The organism is Acinetobacter sp. ANC 4558, from assembly GCF_002135375.1.
Taxonomy (GTDB): domain Bacteria; phylum Pseudomonadota; class Gammaproteobacteria; order Pseudomonadales; family Moraxellaceae; genus Acinetobacter.
Genome location: NZ_NEGH01000009.1, coordinates 68,167 through 91,048 on the forward strand (window position 1 = coordinate 68,167; position 22,882 = coordinate 91,048).

General features: G+C 35.4%; 18 protein-coding genes. 5 read left to right on the top strand and 13 right to left on the bottom strand.

Annotated elements, in window-relative coordinates:
• Window positions 1–16: 16 nt before the first annotated feature.
• From B9T31_RS11685 to B9T31_RS11705, 5 genes are all read right to left on the bottom strand, one after another.
• Window positions 17–1,303 (bottom strand): hypothetical protein, encoded by a 1,287-nt coding sequence (locus B9T31_RS11685; protein WP_086182128.1) that lies wholly within the window; start codon window positions 1,301–1,303, stop codon window positions 17–19.
• A gap of 72 nt (window positions 1,304–1,375) precedes the next feature.
• Complete coding sequence (gene tynA / locus B9T31_RS11690; protein ID WP_086182129.1) at window positions 1,376–3,670, bottom strand: primary-amine oxidase; 2,295 nt, start codon at window positions 3,668–3,670, stop codon at window positions 1,376–1,378.
• Window positions 3,671–3,749: 79 nt separating this feature from the next.
• Window positions 3,750–4,415, bottom strand: coding sequence for a helix-turn-helix transcriptional regulator (locus B9T31_RS11695; protein ID WP_086182130.1), 666 nt, complete (start codon window positions 4,413–4,415; stop codon window positions 3,750–3,752).
• An 85-nt stretch (window positions 4,416–4,500) separates the two neighbouring features.
• Window positions 4,501–5,907 (bottom strand): aldehyde dehydrogenase family protein, encoded by a 1,407-nt coding sequence (locus tag B9T31_RS11700; protein ID WP_086182131.1) that lies wholly within the window; start codon window positions 5,905–5,907, stop codon window positions 4,501–4,503.
• Window positions 5,908–6,318: 411 nt separating this feature from the next.
• Window positions 6,319–7,746 (bottom strand): gluconate:proton symporter, encoded by a 1,428-nt coding sequence (locus tag B9T31_RS11705; RefSeq protein WP_086182132.1) that lies wholly within the window; start codon window positions 7,744–7,746, stop codon window positions 6,319–6,321.
• A 110-nt stretch (window positions 7,747–7,856) separates the two neighbouring features.
• Between B9T31_RS11705 and B9T31_RS11710 the strand changes: the two genes are divergently transcribed.
• From B9T31_RS11710 to B9T31_RS11720, 3 genes are all read left to right on the top strand, one after another.
• A complete protein-coding gene (locus B9T31_RS11710) occupies window positions 7,857–8,729 on the top strand; it encodes a LysR family transcriptional regulator (protein ID WP_228146028.1) in 873 nt (290 codons plus the stop codon).
• A gap of 88 nt (window positions 8,730–8,817) precedes the next feature.
• Window positions 8,818–10,059, top strand: coding sequence for a D-amino acid dehydrogenase (locus B9T31_RS11715; RefSeq protein WP_086182133.1), 1,242 nt, complete (start codon window positions 8,818–8,820; stop codon window positions 10,057–10,059).
• A 1-nt stretch (window position 10,060) separates the two neighbouring features.
• Window positions 10,061–10,426 (top strand): RidA family protein, encoded by a 366-nt coding sequence (locus B9T31_RS11720; RefSeq protein WP_086182134.1) that lies wholly within the window; start codon window positions 10,061–10,063, stop codon window positions 10,424–10,426.
• 180 nt (window positions 10,427–10,606) lie between these two features.
• On the opposite strand, the gene B9T31_RS11725 is transcribed toward B9T31_RS11720, so the two are convergent.
• The 8 genes from B9T31_RS11725 to B9T31_RS11760 form a co-directional block, all read right to left on the bottom strand.
• A complete protein-coding gene (locus tag B9T31_RS11725; protein ID WP_086182135.1) occupies window positions 10,607–12,037 on the bottom strand; it encodes an NAD(P)/FAD-dependent oxidoreductase in 1,431 nt (476 codons plus the stop codon).
• 18 nt (window positions 12,038–12,055) lie between these two features.
• On the bottom strand, window positions 12,056–13,387 hold the full coding sequence (locus B9T31_RS11730) for an APC family permease (RefSeq protein WP_086182136.1): 1,332 nt from the start codon (window positions 13,385–13,387) through the stop codon (window positions 12,056–12,058).
• Window positions 13,388–13,601: 214 nt separating this feature from the next.
• Entirely contained in the window at window positions 13,602–14,309 is a 708-nt protein-coding gene (locus B9T31_RS11735; RefSeq protein WP_086182137.1) for a cache domain-containing protein, read from the bottom strand.
• A gap of 61 nt (window positions 14,310–14,370) precedes the next feature.
• Entirely contained in the window at window positions 14,371–15,090 is a 720-nt protein-coding gene (locus B9T31_RS11740) for a FadR/GntR family transcriptional regulator (RefSeq protein WP_086182138.1), read from the bottom strand.
• Between the two features lie 56 nt (window positions 15,091–15,146).
• Entirely contained in the window at window positions 15,147–15,917 is a 771-nt protein-coding gene (locus B9T31_RS11745) for a nuclear transport factor 2 family protein (protein WP_086182139.1), read from the bottom strand.
• A 67-nt stretch (window positions 15,918–15,984) separates the two neighbouring features.
• On the bottom strand, window positions 15,985–17,415 hold the full coding sequence (locus tag B9T31_RS11750; RefSeq protein WP_086182140.1) for a gamma-aminobutyraldehyde dehydrogenase: 1,431 nt from the start codon (window positions 17,413–17,415) through the stop codon (window positions 15,985–15,987).
• Window positions 17,416–17,943: 528 nt separating this feature from the next.
• Window positions 17,944–19,302 carry an ATP-binding protein gene (locus B9T31_RS11755; RefSeq protein WP_086182244.1) on the bottom strand — a complete coding sequence of 453 codons (1,359 nt, stop codon included), beginning with the start codon at window positions 19,300–19,302 and terminating at the stop codon, window positions 17,944–17,946.
• A 6-nt stretch (window positions 19,303–19,308) separates the two neighbouring features.
• Window positions 19,309–19,971: a response regulator transcription factor gene (locus B9T31_RS11760; protein ID WP_086182141.1), complete on the bottom strand. Its 663-nt coding sequence runs from the start codon at window positions 19,969–19,971 to the stop codon at window positions 19,309–19,311.
• Between the two features lie 114 nt (window positions 19,972–20,085).
• Here B9T31_RS11760 and dsbD point away from each other — a divergent pair, with 114 nt between their 5' ends.
• A complete protein-coding gene (dsbD, locus tag B9T31_RS11765; RefSeq protein WP_086182245.1) occupies window positions 20,086–22,035 on the top strand; it encodes a protein-disulfide reductase DsbD in 1,950 nt (649 codons plus the stop codon).
• Complete coding sequence (locus B9T31_RS11770) at window positions 22,032–22,862, top strand: TlpA disulfide reductase family protein (protein ID WP_086182142.1); 831 nt, start codon at window positions 22,032–22,034, stop codon at window positions 22,860–22,862. Before dsbD ends, B9T31_RS11770 begins: the two co-directional genes overlap by 4 nt.
• The last annotated feature ends 20 nt before the right edge of the window (window positions 22,863–22,882 follow it).

Here is a 22,882-nt window from a genome sequence, read left to right on the forward strand (position 1 = left end):
AGTTCATATCAATGAATTAAAAACTGTACTGTAAAATGAGCTGAGCATAGGTATTGGTTTTCGTATTCGAAACTTGCGTTCCTAAATTATCTAAATCCTTTTTGGGTTTATAAAAACCAATCAATGGAATAACATTCATATTTTTGAATGGTTCCCATACGGCAAACAGATCTATTTCATGCCCATTTAAATTTTTCTCCTGCTTCTTAATGGTATTGTATTGATAGGCTAATACACCTAGATGCAAATTTTCCATGACAGAGGCTTGTAAGGAAATTTGTTGGATACGTGCATTGCTATTAAATGGTCCAGCATAGTTCCCTGCAACTTCACCTTGGAACCACGTGCCAAATCCTGCATCGGTATTCCCATAAAAAAGTGGATCATAATGTTCAGAGAATGATGAGTAGCGATATCCTATAGTAGGTGTATACTTCACTTGATCAAAAGTGTAGTTTGTCGCAACATACCAAGCATTTTCTCGTTCACTTTTTTTCTTCTGATGAACGTATTCACCTTTTATATCAAACTGTTCTGTTAGTTGATGTTTTGCTCGTATGGAAACATCCTTTAAATGCTTACGATCTGATTTATTTAACGGATCATCAACATCTAAAATTTGCAAATACATCAAACCAAAATCACTTTGATTATATTTATATTGCCAATCTGTTGCCCAAAACTTAGCTTTATTCTGTGCTTTATTATTTGATTTCAAATAATACCAATGTGTTTTAAAATTTTCGTTCAATTGAACATTGACGTTCGTTGTGAAATCAAAGCTTTGCTGTGCAGCTAAATAATAACCACCACCACGATAAAGTTCACCATCTGCCAGCGCTTTACCTACATTTAATGCATCTCCTGCAACAATGAATCCATCTGCAATGACAATTTTTTGACGCCCAATACTTCCATCAATAGCTGGATAATTTTCATGTTTATTCTTCCAACCTAAACTCCATTCATCTAATACTGTTTTACGCTCTTTACCTGAAGTAAATCCACCTGCATCACCATCACCAAAGGTTGCTGTGCTAATACCAACAAGATTTGCAAATAAAGTTGAATTGGTCAGTTCATATTCACTTTTAATGCCGTATTTAATATAACCCTCTTGCCAAGATGCAGATCCTGTTGCTGCTGGATCATTATAGCTTTTGTCGCTATGAAACATGGCATAGGTTAACTCTAGCGTGGGTTTGATGCTCAATCCTTCTGGCAAGGATATTTGGGCTTGTACTTGCGTCCCTACAAGTATCAATGTTGCCAACATTGAAGATTGTTTTAGTCTTCTTTTCATCCTGTACATTCTCATGTTTTATAAAATAAAAAAAATTAGGATCAATATCGTATTGATCCTAATGGAGAAATTTTAGTGCTTATGCGCTGACTCTTGCTCTGAATCTGATGCCAAAGTTGGCGTACTATCAAAGAAGTTCCATGGTTTTAGCAATGTATATACCCATTCCGTTGGCATAATTGGCCATTCTTCAGCACGTGCCACATGTGTTGTTCCTGTTGTCATCCATACCACTAAATCTGTATTTTCAATATTGTCATTATTTTTAACAAATTGACCTAGACCCGTATCACTGCTTGAACGATTTGAGTATTTACCCTCAGGAAACTTCTCATTGGCATCACGCTTTGTAACCCAAATTTGCTTATCCATAAAACTTAGACGCTTAAATAACCACTCATCTGGTGCAAAATTTGCGCCTTTCGCAATTGGATGCGTACCGCCTGCAAATGGAATAATCTGATAAGACACAGGATTACCCATTTTATTTTCCACATTGGTATTGGTAATTAAGCGGATCGTTGATGGATCAAACTTTTGTGCTGCTTGTTGCTCTGTTTTAATAATCCGTTCTTTGGTCTCCATTGCACTTGTACGTGGTCCACCACGCGTATTTTCAACCACAACTGGATCAATTTCCATAAAGCTATTCTTTGGACCATCAATATCTAAATCTAAGCGGAAGTTATAGATATGTTGATGCGTCGTTCCCACAATGTTATGGTCAATTAATGTTCCAAAACGAGTATCTTCTTTTGCAGTTTCATCATGCATTGTACGTGCTTTTACACCTTTCACCGCCTCAATACCAGTCGCACCTGCATTAATACCAATGACACCATTCGTATTTAATACCCAATCAAAAATGTAATCATAGTTACCCACCGTACTAATCCAGCGCACAACTAATTCACGGCGTTCAGCACTCACATTGGGTTGATTCATTTCTTGATGTTTATATTCAGGTCCTGCATAACGTTCAAAAATTGCAATTGCATTTGGAATAACAGTCGGTTGCCCCGTGTAATCTGCGAGCACAGCATCCAATAAAACAGCATTGTCAGGCGCATCTATTCCTCTTTCAATTGAAGATGTTAGCGTACCCATGCCATATTCTCCAGAATCTAAATATGACTTAAAGTACCATCCCATATCAGGATCGCCATATGGAACAACCATCCCACCAAGGTTACCTTCGTACATGACTTTACGTTTTACACCTTTATCTTTATAAGTGAGTGTCGAAAGTTGTAAGCCGACTCTAGAATCGAGCCCCACATGGAAGCACCATGGTCCCCAATGCACAGTTTGACCTGTAATAGAAAAATTTTTACCATCAGGTTCGACTGTATTGAGTGGTTTAAATTGGTTAATTTTATTCTTTGCTGTAATTGGTCTTGGTGCCATTGGTACAGGGATAATTGCACCCTCTTCAAGTTTAATAATTTTTTTCTTATCTAAATCAACAACCGCTACTAAATTTTCGATCGGATGAGCCCAATAATTACCATCTCCTGTATCGAGATATGAAACGACTTTAAGTACATTTAACTCTTTATCTAAACCATCTTTACCGCCAAAATATCCAACAGTTAAAGGTGTGGTCACTACTTTAGTAATATCGGTAATGCCTCGTTTTGCAACCGCTTTTTTAAAGTTAGGATCTTTTGTTACAACCTCCTGTACTGTGACCATATCATCATAGAGCACCATTCCATGCGTATTTTCTAAGACATCCCACTTAGTAACTTTGTTATTTTTTAAATCAACTTCACCCTCAATGACTTGTTTCCCTTTGAGTAAAGTAAAACTCGCAACTCGATCTTCCTTATAATCTTTATGATGAATGAAAAAATCCCACACTTTTTCTTTTTCTGGCTCTTTTAATTTAATTTCAGAAAATCGCATATTTTTATAGGCATATTTTGATTTTGAAATTGCATCAAATGCTTGGGTAATTTCTTGAGCATTCAAGCCATTTAACGGATGTGGAACAGCTTCAACTTTAAAGGTCTGATCTAAACCTGATTGGAAAATCTCAGCAGCAAATTCCTTACTTACCACAGGTTTACCATTTTTCTCTATAAGCGGTACGCTGACTTTAAGCGGTTTCCCATTCACTAAAACAGTATCAGAATTTGGTTTAGCACGTACAATTAAAGAGCCTTTTGAAATAGTATAAGTATTCGTAAAATCGTCTTTTTTAACATGTGCGCCAAAATCATCCATATTTTGATAAAGTGGAACCATTTCTGCCGCTTGGCCATGTGCAAATGCTTGTTGATTAAAGCCAAATAATACAGTAGCAAGTGTTAAATTAAGTCCTGCCCACTTTTTTAATGATTGTGTAATACGATTATATTTCATCCCCAAAATCCATTTTAAATTAACGTATATCTTTAAAGTAAATGATTTAACACGACAAAAAATCATCCTTAGGGATGATTTATTTTAAAAATCGACATAATAGTTCATGTCTATTTTTTACATTTGTTTTTTGATAAATATGCTGAATATGCGTTTTTATTGTTGCTAAACTACAATTCAATTGTTGTGCAATTAAGTTATTATCAAGCCCGTCAAACACCTGTTCTAAAACAATTAATTCTTTTTTTGTTAAACTATATTGATCAATCAAAAGTTCTTTATCTATCGTATCTGCATGATGATGAAAATATTTTTCTGATAAAGAATAAAATGACTCTAATATATTTTTATCTTGTAAACTAAATAATCGATTACTATTTTTTCTCACCAAACTTAATCCAAATACTGGATCACCATTTCGCTTTCTAAAAAAAATTTCTGCAGTATCTCCTATTTTCCAACGATGAATAAAATCAAAATATTCCATATTATTATCGTAATGATTTAATAATTCGACATGACTATGTGTATGATGATAAAAATGCTGGTATGAAACTGGGTCATTATTCATTTTATAATTAATATACTCATTCACTGCATCTTTAGGAATATTATGAGCATGATAGTTATTTGCAGCATCAATTGTATTAATCGAATATATTAAATAAGCATCAATCTCTAAAACCCGATGGACTTGCGATATAAAATTTTGGCTAAACTCGGCTAAAAAATGATGATTTAACATAAAATTCCCCCTATCCCTATTGGAAATTTATAAGCAAATGATACGCCAATAACGGTCTCTTACATCCTATAAGAGACCGATTATTTTATGCAGTAATATGAATTGTTTGTTTATGCGTAAATAATAATAATCCATCTAAACCAAATGAATAGCCTAGCCCTGATAATTTCCAACCACCAAATGGTGCTGCTGGAGATACATCAGAATGGCTGTTTATCCAAACGGTTCCTGTTTCCATTCGATTCGCGATTTGCTGTGCCTTTTCAATATCTGTGCTCCAAACCGACCCGCCTAGACCATATTCACTCAAATTCGTTTGTTGTAGGACGTCTTCAACATCTTTAAATTTCATAATGGGCAATACTGGACCAAATTGCTCTTCATCAACCACTGCAATACCATCATGTACATGAGTAATTAAAGTTGGTGCAATAAAATAACCCTGCTCTGGAACAGTTTGATGTTGTGTAATGATTTGACCGCCTTGTGATACAGCATCAGCAATCAGTGCTTTAACTTTTTCATACTGCGCTTTATTTTGTACAGGACCAAATGTTGTAGCCGCATCCATACCATTGCCGATCACTTGTGCATGAGCAATCTTGACCAATCTTTCAACCAAAGCATCATAAACATTCTCATGGACATAAAGCCGTTTCAATGCTGCACACGTCTGTCCTACATTTAAAAAAGCTGATCCAAAGATTCTTTCTGCAATTACATCAATATCTGCATCATCAAGGACAATCCCGACATCATTGCCGCCTAATTCTAAAACAACACCTTTTAACGTATTTACAGAATGGCTTAAAATGCTTTGTCCTGTACGAGTTGAACCAGTAAACGTAACCTTTGCAATTTGTGGATGTTCACTTAATGCTTGTCCAACAGCCCCCTTACCCAGTACAACACTACATACCCCTTTAGGTAAGTGGCGGTTGATAATTTCAACTAATTTAATCGTGCTTAATGGTGTATATTCTGACGGTTTATTTACAATACAATTTTTTGTTCTTAGTGCAGGAAATAGATGCCAAATAGCAATCATAAATGGCCAATTCCACGGTGTTATAGATGCAACAACACCTAATGGTCGATTAAAAATCTGAATAATTTTTCCGCTTGGATCTTGAATCGTTTCTACTGGAATTTCTAAGCTTGCAATATACTCAATCCAGCTCGCACCCGCTTCAACCTCAAATTGTGCCATGCCAATAGTTTTGCCTTGCTCTAAAGTAATCAGTGCAGCAATTTCATCTTTTTCCGAGCGAATATCTTTTACAATTTTTGTGAAAGCCTCTCGTATCGTATCATCAGAAACATCTTTCCACTGTGAAAATGCAACTGTAGCTGCATTTATGGCGTCATCAATCTGTTCAATAGATGCACTGGGAACCTCAACAATAATGTTTTCATTCGCAGGATTAACGACCCCAACTTTTTCTGCTAATCCTTTAATTTTAGAACCATTTATAATGAGATCTGTATTCATTGATATGTCCCTATCAACTGTGTTTAATTATTCAACATTCTAACGAGAGTTAGATAATGCGAACTCATCCTAAAGGATGATTTTTTTAATAATGTCTCGTAAATAAGTCTTAAACCGCTTTATTCAATTAATTATTTCTCAGTTTTTAATCATAAAGAGATTTCAATATTTAGTTTTTACGCTTTAGTCTGTAATTAAAAATTTAAATGCTGTATGACTTTATTCAAGTATATACATCCTTCCATCAAATAACTGCAGTTACCGATAAAGTGCAACTGCAGGTTTTAAGTTTTAAAATCAATCTCAATATCATCACCCTGAGAAATCACGTTGAAAAAATCAAGTTTCGTTATTTCTCATGTAACTGCTCTCAATGAAACAAAAGCAGCTGATCACGTATTTCTAGCTTGATTAAGTTAGCACTTGGAACATCACTGCAAACAAGGCAATATTTGCAACCACAATTGCCCATCCTCCATACAGCATATATTTTAATTGATTCGAACGTGCAAGCCCCATTTGCCCAAACATATCTGAAGATGGAAATGGCCCAAACCAATCGACTTGCGAACTTGAAAGCAAAACTGCAGTAACAGCAACTGGAGGAACGCCATTGGCCATTAAAATTGGACCGAAAATTTTATGTGTAAAAGTCATCTGAGCAACTGCTGCACCTGGAATATGTCCAACAATATTAAATAGAAAAATACCAAAGCATAACATTGCTGGTGTTAAGTCCACTAAGTATGGTGTGGCACTTTCAAGTAGGGTATGGTACGCATCAAGTTTATCAACCAACTCTAAAATTGGGTTATATAGCCAATACAGAATGAACATCCACACAAGTTTGCCACAGCCTTGATAAAGTGCGTCTAAAATCTGTTTTGGACTATAGCCAGCCGCCAGACCAGTGAGTGCTGCGACAGTTAACATCACAATAATTGCAAAACTAAATCCTGCCTTAAAAATGATCCCAATTACAGCCATCACAAGAATGGTACCAATAAAAACCATCGCAGCTCGCTTACTTCTTTTCAATTGTTCAGTTGTTTCAGCTTCGTCTGCTTCATTTAAAAAGTTTTCATGATATGAATATTTACCAGATGTCCATTTTTGGATATGACCTGACATAAACCACCCCGTCAACAAAGTGACGATACTCATTGGAATACCACAACTTATCAAATACTGTGGGTAGGTTAAACCGCCTAATTCTAAGATCGTAACCGTACTCGGTGTAAAAGGTCCCATAAAAAGACCAACTGAACCTGAAACCATTAAAAGTAGTGCAACAGTAGGGGGTGTTAAGCCAACTGCTGCTGCAATGGGGATAATCACAGCAACAATAATGGCATTTCCACCTGCCATCGTACCTAAAGAGCCACAGATAATGACCGATGACATCATAATGCCTAACTTGACTCTATTCTGACTAGATAGTCCAACTTTATAGACAATAAATCTAACAAGTTGTTTGGCGGCTCCCGTTCTATTCGCAACCTCCCCAACACCAGCACCTAGCATAATAATTAGACCGACAGTTGCAATAAATGAACCAGTCGAATGCGCTAGAATGCCTCCAAGTTCAAAAACACTGGTAGATGTCATCACGACACTAATTAAAATAGCAATAATCACTGCCAAAACAATATCTAAACCAACAACTGTTAAAAGTGCTAATGCAACAATAGGTAAAAATCCAATAATTCCAATTTCAGAGATAGGAAGACCACGTGCATAGAATGCAATAACAAAACTCAATACAATTAGCAGTATTAATACACTATTTTTCTTTGTCCAAATATTCGGTACAGATGACGGTAATTGTGCAGCCGACATAAAATCTCTCCTTGACCACTGTTTTATTTAAGTGAGTCAATCTACAAGGCTTTATTGACTTTAAGTAATGAATTCTAATAGATTAGATATAACTATAGGTTATGTAATGTATGATGAATCTTCGACATATTGAAATGTTTTATTTGGTCATGTTGTTCGGCTCGCTAACTGAAGCAGCATCTGCACTGTGTATTTCCCAACCAGCTGCCAGTAAATTATTAAAACATGCAGAACAACGTCTTGGTTTTGCTTTATTTAAACGGGTTAAAGGAAAATTACAACCGACAAATGAAGCTTATATTTTATATAAAGAAATCCAACCAATTTATGAAAAAATTAATGAATTAAATAAGTTAACTTATAATTTAGCCCAAAACCCTCAAGGCAAAATCACTTTGGGCTGCTTACCTAGCTTAGGCTTAAGTCTAATACCTAAACTAACTGCTCAATTTTTAAAAAAATATCCAGAAGTGTTTGTCAATATTGGTACTGATCATACAGCGGCTTTAGAACAAAAATTGCTTCAACGAGAAATTGATATTGCTGTTATTTTTCAACCACATACACAGCACGGCATACTTGCGACACCTATTTTAGATATCCCTTTGGTATATATTGATTCTCATGCCGTTCATGCCCCTCAAGATATTCACGCTATTGATGAGTGTCGTTGGATCCAACCGAATGCTGAATCTTTAATGCAAGTCGTTCAACAATATAGAATTTTTAATCGAAGCATCGTCAATGTACAAACCTACTACATGGCCAGTGAATTGGTGAGGCAAGGTTTAGGATGCAGTATTACTGATATTTTTACTGCTGCTAATTCTCTACCTAAAAATATGATTCACCCCATTAAACAAAAACTATCTACCACTATTTATATATTAAGAAATCCAAATGTCATCACCACAAAAGCGACAGAAGACTTTATTGAATTAATTAAATCCGATATTCGCTTTCTAGTACCAGATATTAACTAAAGGTTATGACCAAGTATTAAAAACTCATTTGTTAATCTCTACCTCTTCTTTTCTAATATCCTTAATTTAAGGAAAGAAGCATACAACAATGAAGAAGCATGTCGTTGTCATTGGTGGTGGTGTTATTGGCTTAAGTACTGCCTATGCACTCATACAAGCAGGTCATAAAGTCAGCCTAATCGAAGAGAAAAATGGTCCTGCTTTACAGACAAGTTATGCAAATGGAGGGCAATTAAGCTATCGTTATGTTACACCATTGGCTGATGCAGGTGTTCCATTTCAAGCCTTGAAATGGCTTGGAAAAGTACACTCTCCTCTTAATTTCAAACTTAATTTTTCACCTTCTCAATGGTCGTGGTTATTACAATTTTTAATGGCATGTAATCGTAAAGATCATCTCATAAATAGTGCACATATCTTGCGATTATCACTTTATAGTCAGGAAATAATGACACAATGGCGCAATGAAATTGATGATTTTCACTGGGTTAAATCTGGAAAATTGGTCATTCATCGCCAACTAAAAGCATTTAAAAAAGCAGCACTAGAAATTGACCCCAATGCACAAAAAGTTCTAACACCACAAGAAACGATTCAAATTGAACCCGCATTAAAAAGCATTGAATCTCAATTAGTCGGTGCAATTTATACGCCAGATGATGAAACAGCAGATTGTTATAAGTTCTGCTTAGCATTACTAAAAAAACTCAATAATCACAAAGATTTTACATGTTTGTATGAGCATAAAGTCACTGGATTTGTGACTAAAAATAATCATATTCATCAACTAGAAACCAATCATGGGTCTATTGAGGCAAATGAATTTGTGATTGCTGCAGGAAATGGAAGTACCGAAATTTTAAGGCTACTCAATATTTCAGTCCCTGTTTATCCGTTGAAAGGTTATAGTCTGAGTTTACCTTTTCCTCAACAGGCCAACGTTGTTCCCAATATTAGCGTCACAGATTATGCAAACAAAATTGTCTATGCCAAATTAGGCGATCAATTGCGCATTGCAGCAATGGTTGATATTGGTTATCAAGATATTGATATCCGCCCAGAACGTATAAATGCATTAAAAGAGATTGTTCGTGACACATTCCCTCAATTAAGTGAAATTGATACAGCAGAGGTTTGGAGTGGGTTACGTCCCTCTACACCCAAAGGCCCACCAATTTTAGGACGTACTCCTTATACAAATTTATGGGTAAATATTGGGCAAGGCAGTCTCGGTTTTACCTTAGCAGCAGGATGTGCAATGGTCATTACCCTCTTGATTAATCAAGCAGTATCACCTATTACATTAGATGGTTTATCTTTGGAGAGATAATATGAGTAATGATATTCAACGAATTCAAGTTAATTCACGTTTAGCAGGTTGTGTCATACATAACGGGCTAGTTTATCTATCTGGTCAAGTGCCCACATCTTTAGATGCAGATATAAAGCAACAAACCTTAGAAGTACTTGAAAAAATTGATCACTTACTGGCTCAATCTGGCAGTGATAAAAGCCGCATACTCACAGCACAAATTTGGATTAAAAATATCGTGACAGATTTTGATATATTTAATCAATGCTGGGAAGCTTGGTTACCACAACATACTGCTCCAGCGCGTGCTGCACTACAAGCAGACTTAGCACGTTCACAAATACTGGTTGAAATCATGCTAACCGCAGCCGTGAAAGAAAATTAAATATTCATTTGATTTCATAGTTTTTAATGCTTCATCAAAGCTTAATGTTTTTTAGTATGAGAATATTATAGATATCCTCATACTAAAATTACCAATTATTTTTGATCAATAAAACGATACCATACATCAGCTATATAATATTTATACATGATTGATTTAATTAGTTTTAAATTATCCCACTTAAAAAGAAACCATCTTACCAGGACGAATAAATGCACCAAGTCCATAAGCACTTTTTGCAATTGGAATAATTACAGGTGCAAAAGTCCGACCAAGAAAAATATTTTGATGATCAATTTTACTTAACATTTCAAAATCTTCTGATAAACCCATAAAATCATCTGCAATCGCTTTTCCAATTCTTACCGTTTGCGCAACCCCATGCCCACTCCAACCATGTACTGCATAAATAGGAAATTTATGCCCAAATTTCCGACTATCTACTGCTCCATTCACGGTTAAATCTGTCAAACCACTCCACACAAAATCCATTTCTACATTTTTAGCATGGGGAAATACCGTATGAACTCGATGCATTAAATAATTTAAGGTTTTGTTTGGAGACCAACAAGCTCCTGTACCTTGCCCACCAAATAACAGACGGTTTTCTGAAACTGGACGATAATAATCAATTTGAAATTGAGTATCATAAACAGGGTGTTTAAAAGGTAGTAACTCTTTGATATCGAGTTCTAATGGCGCCGTTGTAGCAACATAGGTATAAAATGGCATAGTGGTTTGTGTTTTATTAGGAAGCAACTTAAAGGATGCATGATGTACCGCAAGGACCACTGATTTACGTGCTTTAATGATTGCATTTTCGGTCTGAACATAAATTCCATCGGATTTTTCTTCTATTGCAATCACCTCTGTTTGTTCATAGACAATTCCTCCATTTTGACAAAAGCTATAAATTAAACCTCGATTTAATGCTAATGGATGGATTTGCCCTCCAAGTTCATCAATTAACCCACCTGTATAGTGATCTGATTTAATGTAATCCATTAATTCATGCTTACCAACAATACGCGTATGGTCTTCTCCCAAGAACTTACGTGCATCAGCACCTTGAGTTAATCCAACTAAATGTCCCTCATGAACAGCCGCAGTAATATGCCCTTTTTGACGATCTAAATTAAGATCATATTTATCTGATATATCATCTATTAATTGCATCGCTTCTGTCGATGTAAAGTGCCATAACTTTTTCGCATCCTCATAGCTTAACTTTTCTATCATTTCTTCTGCTTCCCAACGAGCAAGTCCAGGTGTTAATTGACCACCATTTCGCCCCGAAGCTGCGCTACCAATTCTATTTTTTTCAACGACAATAGTCTCTACATGTTGTTCAACTAAATGTAAAGCAGTAGATGCACCTAATAAACCTGCACCAATCACTACAACATCGCACTCTAAATCTGTTTTTAATGAGTCAAATATATGCCAATCATCTAATGAGCTTTCATAATAATTTGCAGGATTATCAAAACCAGATGTGGAAGTCTGTTGATGCTTTGGATTAACCCAACTCCACTCTTTATCTACCTTTTTTGCGATACTCGATCTAAATTTCACATCTTTTAACAATTGAGGTTTAGTCACTGATTTCATTATAGAATTCCTTAAAAATTAATACACATTACCAATGGCAATACTTTGTTTTTTAAATCGTTTATAAATAAATAGCGCGAGGCCTAAGCTGAACCAGAGTGCGCCAAAAATTAATGCAGATGAATCTAAATTGATCCAAAGAAAAACAATGCTTAAAACAGATAAAAATGGTAAAAAAAGATTGAAAAATTTATTTTTTAATCCAACACGATGTCGATCTTTAATATAAAACTTAACAAAAACTGAAAAATTAACTGCAGTAAAAGCAATTAATGCACCAAAACTAATTAAACTTACGACTTGAGCTAAGTCTAAAAATATTGCTGAAAATGAAATAAGACCCACAAATAAAACTGAAAAAAGTGGCGTATTAAGTGAATGGTGCATTGTACCAAAGTATTTTCTCGGGAAAATATTATCTTTCCCCATAATATGTAATAAACGAGATGCACTGGCATGAGAAGCAAGACCAGATGCTGCTGTATTCATGATTTGCCCGCATAAAAATACAGATTGAAAGAACACGCCTCCAACATATAAGACAATTTCAGGTAATGCTTCACTTGGATTATGAAACGCAATATTCGTGGGAAAATAAAGTTGAATGAACCATGAAGCTGTGAAAAAAATGAATCCTCCTGCCAATGTGGTTAACATGACTGCTTTAGGAATGGTTTTCTTCGGATTTTGAGTTTCACTAGAAAGTGTAGTAACGGCATCAAAACCAAGAAATGAAAAACATAAAATTGAAGCACCTGCAACCAATGGAAAAAGATCTTGCTGCCCTTTCCATAATGGATTTAAAGTTAAAACATAACCATAACCTTGTGTTGAACCGATACCAGTAATGACTAGATATACAAAAAAAATCATTAAAATAATCGGTGCAAAAACCAAAATTAAACTAATGTTTGCAAGAAGTCTTATTCGGAAACAATTAATGAGTGTAACCAATGCGCCAAAAAATAAAACCCACAACCAATAAGGAATACTTGGAATCAAGGCTGCTAAATAAATTGCTGCCAATAGCACATTAATTAAGGGTAGTAATAAATAATCAAGTAATGATAACCAGCCAACAAAAAAACCACAGTTTGCACCTAAGCTTTCAGATGTATAACTATATGCTGAACCAGATTTTTCTGAGTTACGACTAAATCTAGCGTAACTCCATGCAGTTAAAAGCATTGCACACAGTGCAAATAAATATGCGAGTGGTACATGTCCATTGGTCATTCCAGAAACGATACCAAAAGTATCAAAAACCGTCATGGGTGTCATATAGGCAATGCCAATAATCGTGACTTGCCATAACGATAATTTTTTTATGGGAGTAGCTGTATTTTCCATGCTATTTCAACCTTGAATATTGTTATTTTGCTTATTCATCTATAAAAGGGAGATGTTTCTTGAACAAACAAGCCCTTGACCTTTTTGATATCACTCAAAAAAGTAAAAGAAACTTCTAAAAATAAAGACAGCTTAAACTTCAAATTCGATGTTTATCAGCTTCAAATGTCACAATATTTTTGTGTTAAATGTGACTCGTTTAATTATTTAAATTTTATAAAAATACCATCTGAAATGATGGGCAAGGTCGCGTGATACTAGACGCTGCAGGCATATTTTTTAACAAAGTTCCTGTTCGAATAGTCACATGATTAGATGTGATTACTCTTGCGTTATCATTGGTAATTACCATGGTTTGTTTAATATTTTTTAAATTAGGCATGAGTATTTTTTCCAATGCAGATACAAAAATATCAATCGCAATGACACCAATAAATTGATATTCGACGATCACTGGATGAGCAATCGTAATTGTATAAGCCCCATTACAGATATAATCAACATAAGGACCATGTATATAAGGCTGTTTACTTTGGGCAGGTTGTTGAAACCACTCAAAAGAACGAAAGTCTAGAAATCTTTGCGCATTTTGATAATTTTCAAGTTTTGCTTGTTGCAATTGATCATCTTTTTTATACCACCATTCCAATGTCCAATAATCTTGTTCTTCTTGTGTTTTCGGACTATAACTTGCAAATCCCATACCTTGACAGTAGGCACTATGCTGTAACGCTGTTTTAATTTCATGTTGTAATGCAATACGCTCTGTATTTGAAAGTTTGATTCCTTTCTCTATTTTAAATGTATTCTTTGTCATAATTTGGCTTGCTTTTATCGCAAGCTCTTCAGCAATAGATGTTGTCTCACTAACAACATGTTTGAGTACATTTTGCAGCTCTTCTATATATAGATTTTGGGTCATTCCTATAACTCCTAAACGTCCATATTTCTTTGCGTTCGACCTCTACATTAGTCATTTATATTTATTGTGTATATAACTTAAAGTGAAGCATTTGATCGGTTTGCATCGAAATAATTTTCTTCGCCTGCACTAAGGCATCGCCTTCATTTCCATTTTGAAAAGAAGCTAAAAGCTTTTTATATTGATCTACCATTCGTTGATGAAATTCATGATCTTGATATAAAAAAGCAATTAGTGGTGCCCACTCTGCTTGAATAGTAAGCTCTTGATTCGCCAGTCTTGAGGATTGCGCAAATGAGGTAAGGGTTAATAAACAGCGTAAATCAAACTGTGCACGTATATCTGGTTCTTTTGCCTGTTCAAACTGATCAAGTAACTCTTGCATTTTAACAAGATCATTTGGTGTTGTTCGTTGTGCTGCTAAAAATGCACTATGCCCTAAAATAGCACTATGATACTCACCTAAATCTGCCAAATATTCACTCGAAGCTTGACGTAATGGGTGCTTATTTAACAATAAATCGGCAGGCAATTCACAAATAAAACTCCCACCATTTCGACCACGACGTGTATCAATAAGTCCTTTCACACGTAAAGTATTGAGTGCCTCCCGTACGGTAATCGGAGATACGCCCATTAAACGTGCTAAATCTGTTTCATTTGGAAGCTGTTCATTACTTTTTAGCAATCTAGAAATAATTGCATTTTCCAAACGCTCAACAACTTGTTCTGAGCGAGTCGCTTGACCAATGGGTGCAAAAATTATCGTATATGCTGACATTCGTAATTCTCTAAAAGGCTAGACTTTAAACCTAGCCATAATCAAGCAAGTAATTGTTAAAATATACCATATGGATGAACGGCTTGTTGATCCTCAGGTACTGGTAAAATAGCATCCCAAAGTTCAACAATTTTATCATGATCTACACGCCATAATTCAAAATATGCATGACGTTCACCTGCAATACTCCCTTCGGAATGAGTAAGAACAAATTGTCCATCGGCAATGGTACGATGTGTTTTAAAGTATACCAAACCCTGCCCTTCATTACGGATTTTATTCAGAAAATCAATGACAGCTGTCACACCATCACCAATGTCTGGGCTGTGTTGTAAAAAAAATCCACCCTCAGTATATTCTTTAAAAGCATCATAATGACCTTCAATTAATGCTTTTTTAAAAAATGATGTCACAGTTTTACGATTTTTTTCTTCTTGCCCATTAGAGACCACCGTAGCGATACCATCTAATTGTGTACGACCACTCGTATTAGGCACAGCTTCTGCAACCAAACCATCCCAATGTTCAACAATTTTCCCATCATCAACACGATAAATATCAAAACCGATAAGAGCATGCTCATCCAATCCAACAAAACGACCATGTATGGCAACTAAATCACCATCAGCAAGTACACGAATAGCTTCATGTTTCAAATTTGGACAGTCTTGTACTAATTGACTTAGACCAGCAAGTCCATCGGCAACGAGTGGTGAGTGCTCAATAAAATGGTCTGAAAAATATCGTTTTAATGCACTTGTATCATGAAGTGTGAATAACTCGTGATGAGCCTTGCTCACAAAATCTTTCATTTCTTGTTTATTCATTGCGTATTCCTTGCATATTTTGTATGAGTAGGTGTCATCTCCAAATGGAAGACAACACCGTTCTTTATTATTCGTTAGCGCTCATCACATGTTTAATACGGGTATATTCTTCAAAACCATAACCTGATAAGTCTTTACCATAACCAGATTTTTTGAACCCCCCATGAGGCATTTCTGCTGTCAATGGAATATGGGTATTAATCCATACTGTTCCAAAATCTAATTCACGAGATAGGCGTGTTGCTCGTGCATGATCTTTAGTCCAAGCACTAGATGCAAGCCCATATTCAACATCATTCGCTTTTTCAATTGCATCAGCTTCGTCTTTAAATTTTTGAACAGTAATTACAGGACCAAAAATTTCTTTTTGAATTGCATCGTCATGCTGCTCTAAACCGGTAATAACTGTAGGTTCGAAATAAAAACCAGCACGATCTGCCTGCTTACCACCTGTTTCTATTTTTGCATGAGGCGGTAAATTTTCAATAAACGATCTAACATTTTTTAATTGGTTTGCATTGTTAAGTGGACCATAGAGTGCTTCTTCATCATCAGGACTACCAAAGCGTGTATTTTTTGCAGCCTCAACAAGTTTTGCAACAAATTCATCATATACCGCTTCAGACACAATAACTCGAGTAGCAGCTGTACAATCTTGCCCAGCATTGAAATAGCCAGTTAATGCAATCATTTCAACAGCTTTATCAATATCTGCATCCTCAAAAACTAATACTGGCGCTTTACCACCAAGCTCCAAATGAGCTTTCGCTAAGTTAGCAGCAGCAGAAGCAGCAACTTGTAAACCTGCACGAACAGAGCCAGTAATTGAAACTAATGCTGGTGTTTTATGCGAAACAACTTTAGAACCAACATTGGCTTGTCCTAAGATAACGTTAAATGCGCCTTTAGGGAAAAATGGCGCTGCTAACTCAGCTAAAAGTAAAGTACTTTCGGGTGTGGTATCACTCGGTTTTAATACGACTGTATTTCCTGCTGCAAGTGCTGGTGCAATTTTCCACACAGCCATCATTAACGGATAGTTCCAAGGCGTAACCTGTCCTACAACACCAACTGGTTCACGGCGAATACTTGATGTTAAACCTTCAAGATATTCCCCAGTTGCAGTGCCTTCAAGTAGACGAGCAGCACCTGCAAAAAAGCGAATTTGATCGGCAGAAGCACCAACTTCTTCAGAGGCAATTAAATGTTTAAGCTGACCTGTATTACGACTTTGCGCTTCAATTAATCGCTCAGCATTCGCTTCAATGGCATCTGCTAAATTTAACAATGCTTTTTGACGTACAGAGGGTGTGCTGCGCCCCCATATTTTAAAAGCATCTTTTGCCGCTTGATAAGCTGCATTAACATCCGCATCAGATGCATTTGGAGATTCAGCATATACTTCACCTGTCACTGGACTGGTTAAATCAAAATAATCATCATCCTGACCTGTTACATACTCACCATTAATAAAGTGTTTCAGTCTTGTTTTAGCCATTTTAAAAATCCTTGTCCTTGGTTTAAATATAAAACATATAAGATTATATGTATTATGTTTTCCAAGCTATGTCAATTCTTTACAACATAATAATGTGATGTAATTTGCAAAAAATTAAATAATCAAAAGCATTAAACCTATAAAACATATATAGTTATATGTTTTATAACTCTTTTAAAATAATCAATAAAAAATATTAAAATAGATTTAGATGAGTAAAGTTCGAGACTTAAAAGTGAATTTTGTATATCCATTTAAGACAAAGAAAAAATGTTATATTTCTTAAGATGTAATTTAATAAAAAAATTTATAATGGGTTTTGGCTTTTAGAATTTAACGATGCAATATTGAATATTCGATCGAGATACTTCCTCTTAGCATCATTGCTGATCTATTTAGCCAACTTAGTAAAAAATTAAAGGCTATCGAATACCCTGAGCAAACATATTAGCAACACTTTTAATGCTATGCTCATCAATCTTGATCAGTTCAAATAAAACCAATATTCATTTAAAATATGCATCTATTTTATTCACGCTTATTAAATCTTATTTCAAAGCCATAAGGTGTATTTAAGTTAAAACTTAATTGATAATGATATTTTTCTAAAATATTTTTAACTAAAGATAAACCTAAACCATGCCCAGCTTGTTCAGAAGATTTACGCCAAAATCTTTGATTAAGCATCGCTAAGTCGTTAAAATTAAGTTTTTTCCCATCATCACGAATCACCAAAATATCTTGCTCCATACAAATAGAAATTTTATTTGCTTGAGCATGTAAAGCTGCATTTTCAAGTAAATTTTTCAATACTGTATGTAAAGCAAAGCTAGGCAAATCCATCCTTTTTAAACTTGACCACTCTACATAGAGTTTATGTTCCAACTCAGGGTAAATCAAATTCAAATCTATAATCACCTGCTTTAAAACTGTTGAAATATCACATGTTTCATGAATCACAGCAGCATCATGATCAATGTGCGTTAAAGCCAATAACTGTTCAAGTAATTGAGCATAACGACGAATACTGGTATTGGCTTGTTGCAAACTATTTTGTAGTTGTTCATTTTGATTTTGCTGTTGAGCAATCATTTGAGCCAATTGAACATGTGTTTTTATAGCAGTCAATGGACTCCGTAATTCATGAGCAGCATAAGCGGTAAATACTTTTTCATTTTCTAAACTTTGATGCAATCGTTGAATTAATCGACTTGAGTTATCAACAAAAGGTTGTACTTCTTTCGGAATCTGTTTTGGGTCCAATTCTGCTAAATATTGAGTAGCCTCACGTAAAGATAAATCTTCACGGCTTAAATAACATGAAATTTCATCTAATGTTTTAAACTCTTTTCGAATGATAAAAATAATAATTGCAATACAAATTAGTAATGTGAGTATCAACGGAATCAAGACAGATTGTAAAATTTGTTGTAATAAAAAATCTCTTAAAAACAAACGTTCTGCTGCGACAACTTGAATCTCACCTTTACGTAGAACATAGCTACGCCATTCAACTCCATCTTGTTGCCATGTACTAAAGCCAACATGTTGTTGGCTTAAATTCTGAGGGGCACCACGTGTTGTCGCAACCACCTGCTGACCGACAGAAATATCCGAACCAAATAAGGAAACTTCACAAGCAATTAAAGGATCTGAATCATTCGTTTTTTGCACATTATTAAGTAAAAAATCATCTACTGTTTGTATTGGTAATTGTTCAATTAAACGTGAAACCATTTGTGCAGAAGCTGAAAGACGTTGATCTAAAGTCTCTTGTAGACGCTGATGTAAATCAACATAAAGCCAGACAAAAACGAGGCTCCACAAGCTGATAAAAAGGACTAAAAGACTCATGACGAGACGCCACTTTAAACTATAGCTTCGCATTGGCATTTACTCTGAAACTTTAAACATATAACCAACCCCACGAATCGTTTGAATATAATCTGCATTAAGTTTCTGTCTTAAATGATAAATATGTACATTCAATGCATTACTTTCAATACTGTCTTGATATCCATATAATTTATCGAGAAGCTGTTCATTTTTAAGTACTTGGTTTGGGTGACTCATGAGTGTTTCGAGTAAACTATATTCACGCCTTGAAAGTTGTACTGCTTGATCTTGAAAAAACACTTCTTGTGTATCTCGATTGAGCATAAGATCTTCAATTTCCACGACATTTGAAGATAATCCTCGATGTCGTCGAGTTAAAGCATATACGCGTGCAATCAATTCATCGAGTTCAAAAGGTTTTGTTAAATAGTCATCTGCTCCCATATTCAATGCTTCTACACATTGTGCAGTTTTAAGTCTTGCTGTAAGTACCAGAACTGGAACATGGATTTGATCTTGTCGCCATTTTTGTAATAATGTTAAACCATCTTGATCGGGTAACCCCAGATCAAGTAAACATAAATCAACCGCACTATTTCGTATAAAATAGTCAGCAGAACGTGCTGTACTGACATGCTCTACTGAAATATTTAAAAAGTTTAATGCTGCACAAATACTTTGTGCAATATAAGGATCATCTTCAACCAGTACAACAAACATACAGACTCCTCTTCGGCTATTTTTCATTTTATAAACAATTGAGCCATTTAATGCTCTCTTAATTATACTTTTTGAATAATAGGGTATCTAAAACAAAATAAGATGTTGAAATTAATGATGACGTGGTTTTTAAGAACACTGATAATTTGTATGGCAATGTTATTCAATATAACACATGCTGACTTTTTGCCGCCTAATCAGGCTTTTCAGTTCAATGCAATATCAACCAGCCAAGATCGTGCAGAACTGACTTGGAAAATTGCCGATGGCTATTACCTTTATGCAGACCAATTTAAAGTCAGTGAAAATGAAGCTGCGCTAAAACTTAAGCTACCTATAGCTCAAGATAAAGATGATCCAACCTTTGGTATGACGAAAGTATATTATCAACAGGTTAAATTCAGTATCCCTGTTCAACCCAATCAACAGCTTAAAATTCAATGGCAAGGTTGTTCTGAGGATGGACTCTGTTATCCTGTACAACGCACCAGCATACAAACCGATGCAAATGGTTTATTGCCGGAAAAGAGAATCAGTGAAAATAAAAAGTTATTCTCTGCTGAAAATAGTGCATCTAAAATTACGGAATTACAAGCAACAACTCAAATTGCATCAACAGAAAAGCTATCTGCTCAAACGATACAAAAAAATGAAAATATCATCCCAAATGAATCTGCAATAATAGAAGATCAATCACAATTAACCGTGCTCCCACTAGAAGCGAGTGAAGCAACCTCTTTCGAACAAAGTCAGATTCAAACCTCCGCTGAAGCACCTGTATCTTCGTCAATTGATGCTCAATGGAATAATGATCAATTCTTTTTTAATCTTTTATCTGATCATAATTTAGTCCTCAATTTATTGGTCTTTTTAGGGCTTGGGGTGTTATTGGCATTTTTACCTTGTTCACTGCCATTAATTCCGATTCTGTCTGGCATTCTTGTGCAACGCAAAACAGGTTACCGAGCAGCATTGATTGCTGGTGTTTTTGTGTTGGGCATGGCAATGGTTTACGCCATTATTGGTTGGGCTGTAGCACAACTGGGATATAATTTTCAACGCTGGTTCCAAAGCCCTATTTTTATTGGCTTATTTGCTATTTTATTTGTTTTATTTGCGCTTAATCTTTTTGGCGCATTTCAATTATCTCTTCCACAGCAAATGTTACATAAGTTAGATCAATGGCAAAATAAGCAAAAAGGGGGAACATTATTAGGTGCGCTCGTGATGGGTATGATTGCAGCACTTATTGTTGGCCCATGTATGAGTGCTCCTCTTGCTGGCGCATTATTGTTTGTTTCTCAGCTTAATCAACCTGTGATGGGTTCCATTTACTTATTTGTACTCGGTTTAGGAATTGGCTTACCTTTGTTTGTCGCTTCTGTTTTTGGTTCGCAATATTTACCAAAACCAGGACTGTGGATGGATCGTTTAAAAATTAGTTTTGGCTTTGTCATGTTAGCCTTAGCAATTTATTTTGTTCGCCCTTTAATCTCACTGGGACTGTATACCACTTTAATGGGACTTGTTTTACTTAGTCTTGCCCTATATTTCTTATGGAAAATGTTGCCAGATTTAAAACGTATTATTTCTAAAATATTTATTGTAATCTTGAGTTTAGCAATAGGTCTTTCAGGCATATGGCATCTTGGACAACTCTTTTCACACATCAATGTTGAACATGCAGAGCAAACTTTAACTTGGCAACGCGTGACTAATGAAGATGAGCTAAAAGCTGCATTAGCAGAACATGCCAATCAAGCTGTCGTCATTGATGTTTATGCAGACTGGTGTGTAGCATGCCAACCTACTGAACATGAGGTTTTACCACGTAAAGATGTACAAGCTGCTTTACAAAATGTTGCACGCATTAAACTCGATATCACACATTATCACCCTAGCCAAGATCAGTTGTTAAAAGATTGGCAAATTTTAGGTCCTCCTACTTTCATTTTCTTAGATGCCTCACATCAAGAACAACGTGAACTTCGTTTAACAGGTGCATTTAAAGCTGAGCAGTTGATTCAGAAGTTGACACAATTAAAGATGGGAGCTTCGTCATGATATCGGCTGAAGCCCTTCATATTGGCCCATTGATGTTGCCTTGGAATTTACTATTTATCTTTTTCGCATTATTCATCCTTTCTTTTTGTAGTCGAGCATTTGGCCAAAAATTAAAATGGTCTGAACAGATGACACAACAATTTCGTGATTCATTGTGGACAAGTTTATTATTTGGTCTCATCGGTGCACGTGTCGTATTTGTTTTATTAAACTGGCAAGCGTACTTAGATAACCCTATTGATATGTTGAAAATTCAAGACAAAGGATTTCAATTAAGCAGTGGTATACTGATTGGTATGGTATGGTTTTTATGGAAAAATAAGGCATTATCCATAAAAATCAAATCTATTTTTATTCTTATTTTTAGTATGATTATTAGCGTAGGTATCTTATTAAAGCCTCATCCTAAACAAGATATCTATTATCCAGCGCTCTCTTTTACACAGCTCAATCAGCCACAAGTTCAAACGCCAATCAATCAATTTATAGGCCAACCGACTGTAGTCAATTTATGGGCGAGTTGGTGCCCTCCTTGTCACCGTGAAATGCCAGTATTACAGCAAGCACAGCAAAAAAATCCGAATATTAATTTTGTCATGCTCAATCAAGGTGAAGACCAACAGACAGTACAGTCGTATTTACACAAAAACCATTTCCAGTTTAAGCATGTTTTGCTTGATATGCAGGGCGAAATGCCACTGCAAATGAATATGTTTGGTCTACCTAGCACGCTATTCTTCAATGCAAAAGGTCAACTCATAGAACGCCATATGGGCGAGCTATCACCTGCAATGCTCCAGCAGTATTTAAATAAAATTTCTGAATAATATTCAATGAAACAGGTTGT

What these genes read in the sequence shown, in the direction of transcription:
- B9T31_RS11725 (WP_086182135.1), bottom strand. Translation starts at nt 12,037, where the DNA reads ATGAAATCAGTGACTAAACCTCAATTGTTAAAAGATGTGAAATTTAGA.
- B9T31_RS11700 (WP_086182131.1), bottom strand. Translation starts at nt 5,907, where the DNA reads ATGAATACAGATCTCATTATAAATGGTTCTAAAATTAAAGGATTAGCA.
- B9T31_RS11705 (WP_086182132.1), bottom strand. Translation starts at nt 7,746, where the DNA reads ATGTCGGCTGCACAATTACCGTCATCTGTACCGAATATTTGGACAAAG.
- B9T31_RS11760 (WP_086182141.1), bottom strand. Translation starts at nt 19,971, where the DNA reads ATGTTTGTTGTACTGGTTGAAGATGATCCTTATATTGCACAAAGTATT.
- B9T31_RS11750 (WP_086182140.1), bottom strand. Translation starts at nt 17,415, where the DNA reads ATGGCTAAAACAAGACTGAAACACTTTATTAATGGTGAGTATGTAACA.
- B9T31_RS11745 (WP_086182139.1), bottom strand. Translation starts at nt 15,917, where the DNA reads ATGAATAAACAAGAAATGAAAGATTTTGTGAGCAAGGCTCATCACGAG.
- B9T31_RS11720 (WP_086182134.1), top strand. Translation starts at nt 10,061, where the DNA reads ATGAGTAATGATATTCAACGAATTCAAGTTAATTCACGTTTAGCAGGT.
- B9T31_RS11715 (WP_086182133.1), top strand. Translation starts at nt 8,818, where the DNA reads ATGAAGAAGCATGTCGTTGTCATTGGTGGTGGTGTTATTGGCTTAAGT.
- B9T31_RS11740 (WP_086182138.1), bottom strand. Translation starts at nt 15,090, where the DNA reads ATGTCAGCATATACGATAATTTTTGCACCCATTGGTCAAGCGACTCGC.
- dsbD (WP_086182245.1), top strand. Translation starts at nt 20,086, where the DNA reads ATGATGACGTGGTTTTTAAGAACACTGATAATTTGTATGGCAATGTTA.
- B9T31_RS11710 (WP_228146028.1), top strand. Translation starts at nt 7,857, where the DNA reads ATGATGAATCTTCGACATATTGAAATGTTTTATTTGGTCATGTTGTTC.
- B9T31_RS11695 (WP_086182130.1), bottom strand. Translation starts at nt 4,415, where the DNA reads ATGTTAAATCATCATTTTTTAGCCGAGTTTAGCCAAAATTTTATATCG.
- B9T31_RS11735 (WP_086182137.1), bottom strand. Translation starts at nt 14,309, where the DNA reads ATGACCCAAAATCTATATATAGAAGAGCTGCAAAATGTACTCAAACAT.
- B9T31_RS11770 (WP_086182142.1), top strand. Translation starts at nt 22,032, where the DNA reads ATGATATCGGCTGAAGCCCTTCATATTGGCCCATTGATGTTGCCTTGG.
- tynA (WP_086182129.1), bottom strand. Translation starts at nt 3,670, where the DNA reads ATGAAATATAATCGTATTACACAATCATTAAAAAAGTGGGCAGGACTT.
- B9T31_RS11755 (WP_086182244.1), bottom strand. Translation starts at nt 19,302, where the DNA reads ATGCGAAGCTATAGTTTAAAGTGGCGTCTCGTCATGAGTCTTTTAGTC.
- B9T31_RS11685 (WP_086182128.1), bottom strand. Translation starts at nt 1,303, where the DNA reads ATGAAAAGAAGACTAAAACAATCTTCAATGTTGGCAACATTGATACTT.
- B9T31_RS11730 (WP_086182136.1), bottom strand. Translation starts at nt 13,387, where the DNA reads ATGGAAAATACAGCTACTCCCATAAAAAAATTATCGTTATGGCAAGTC.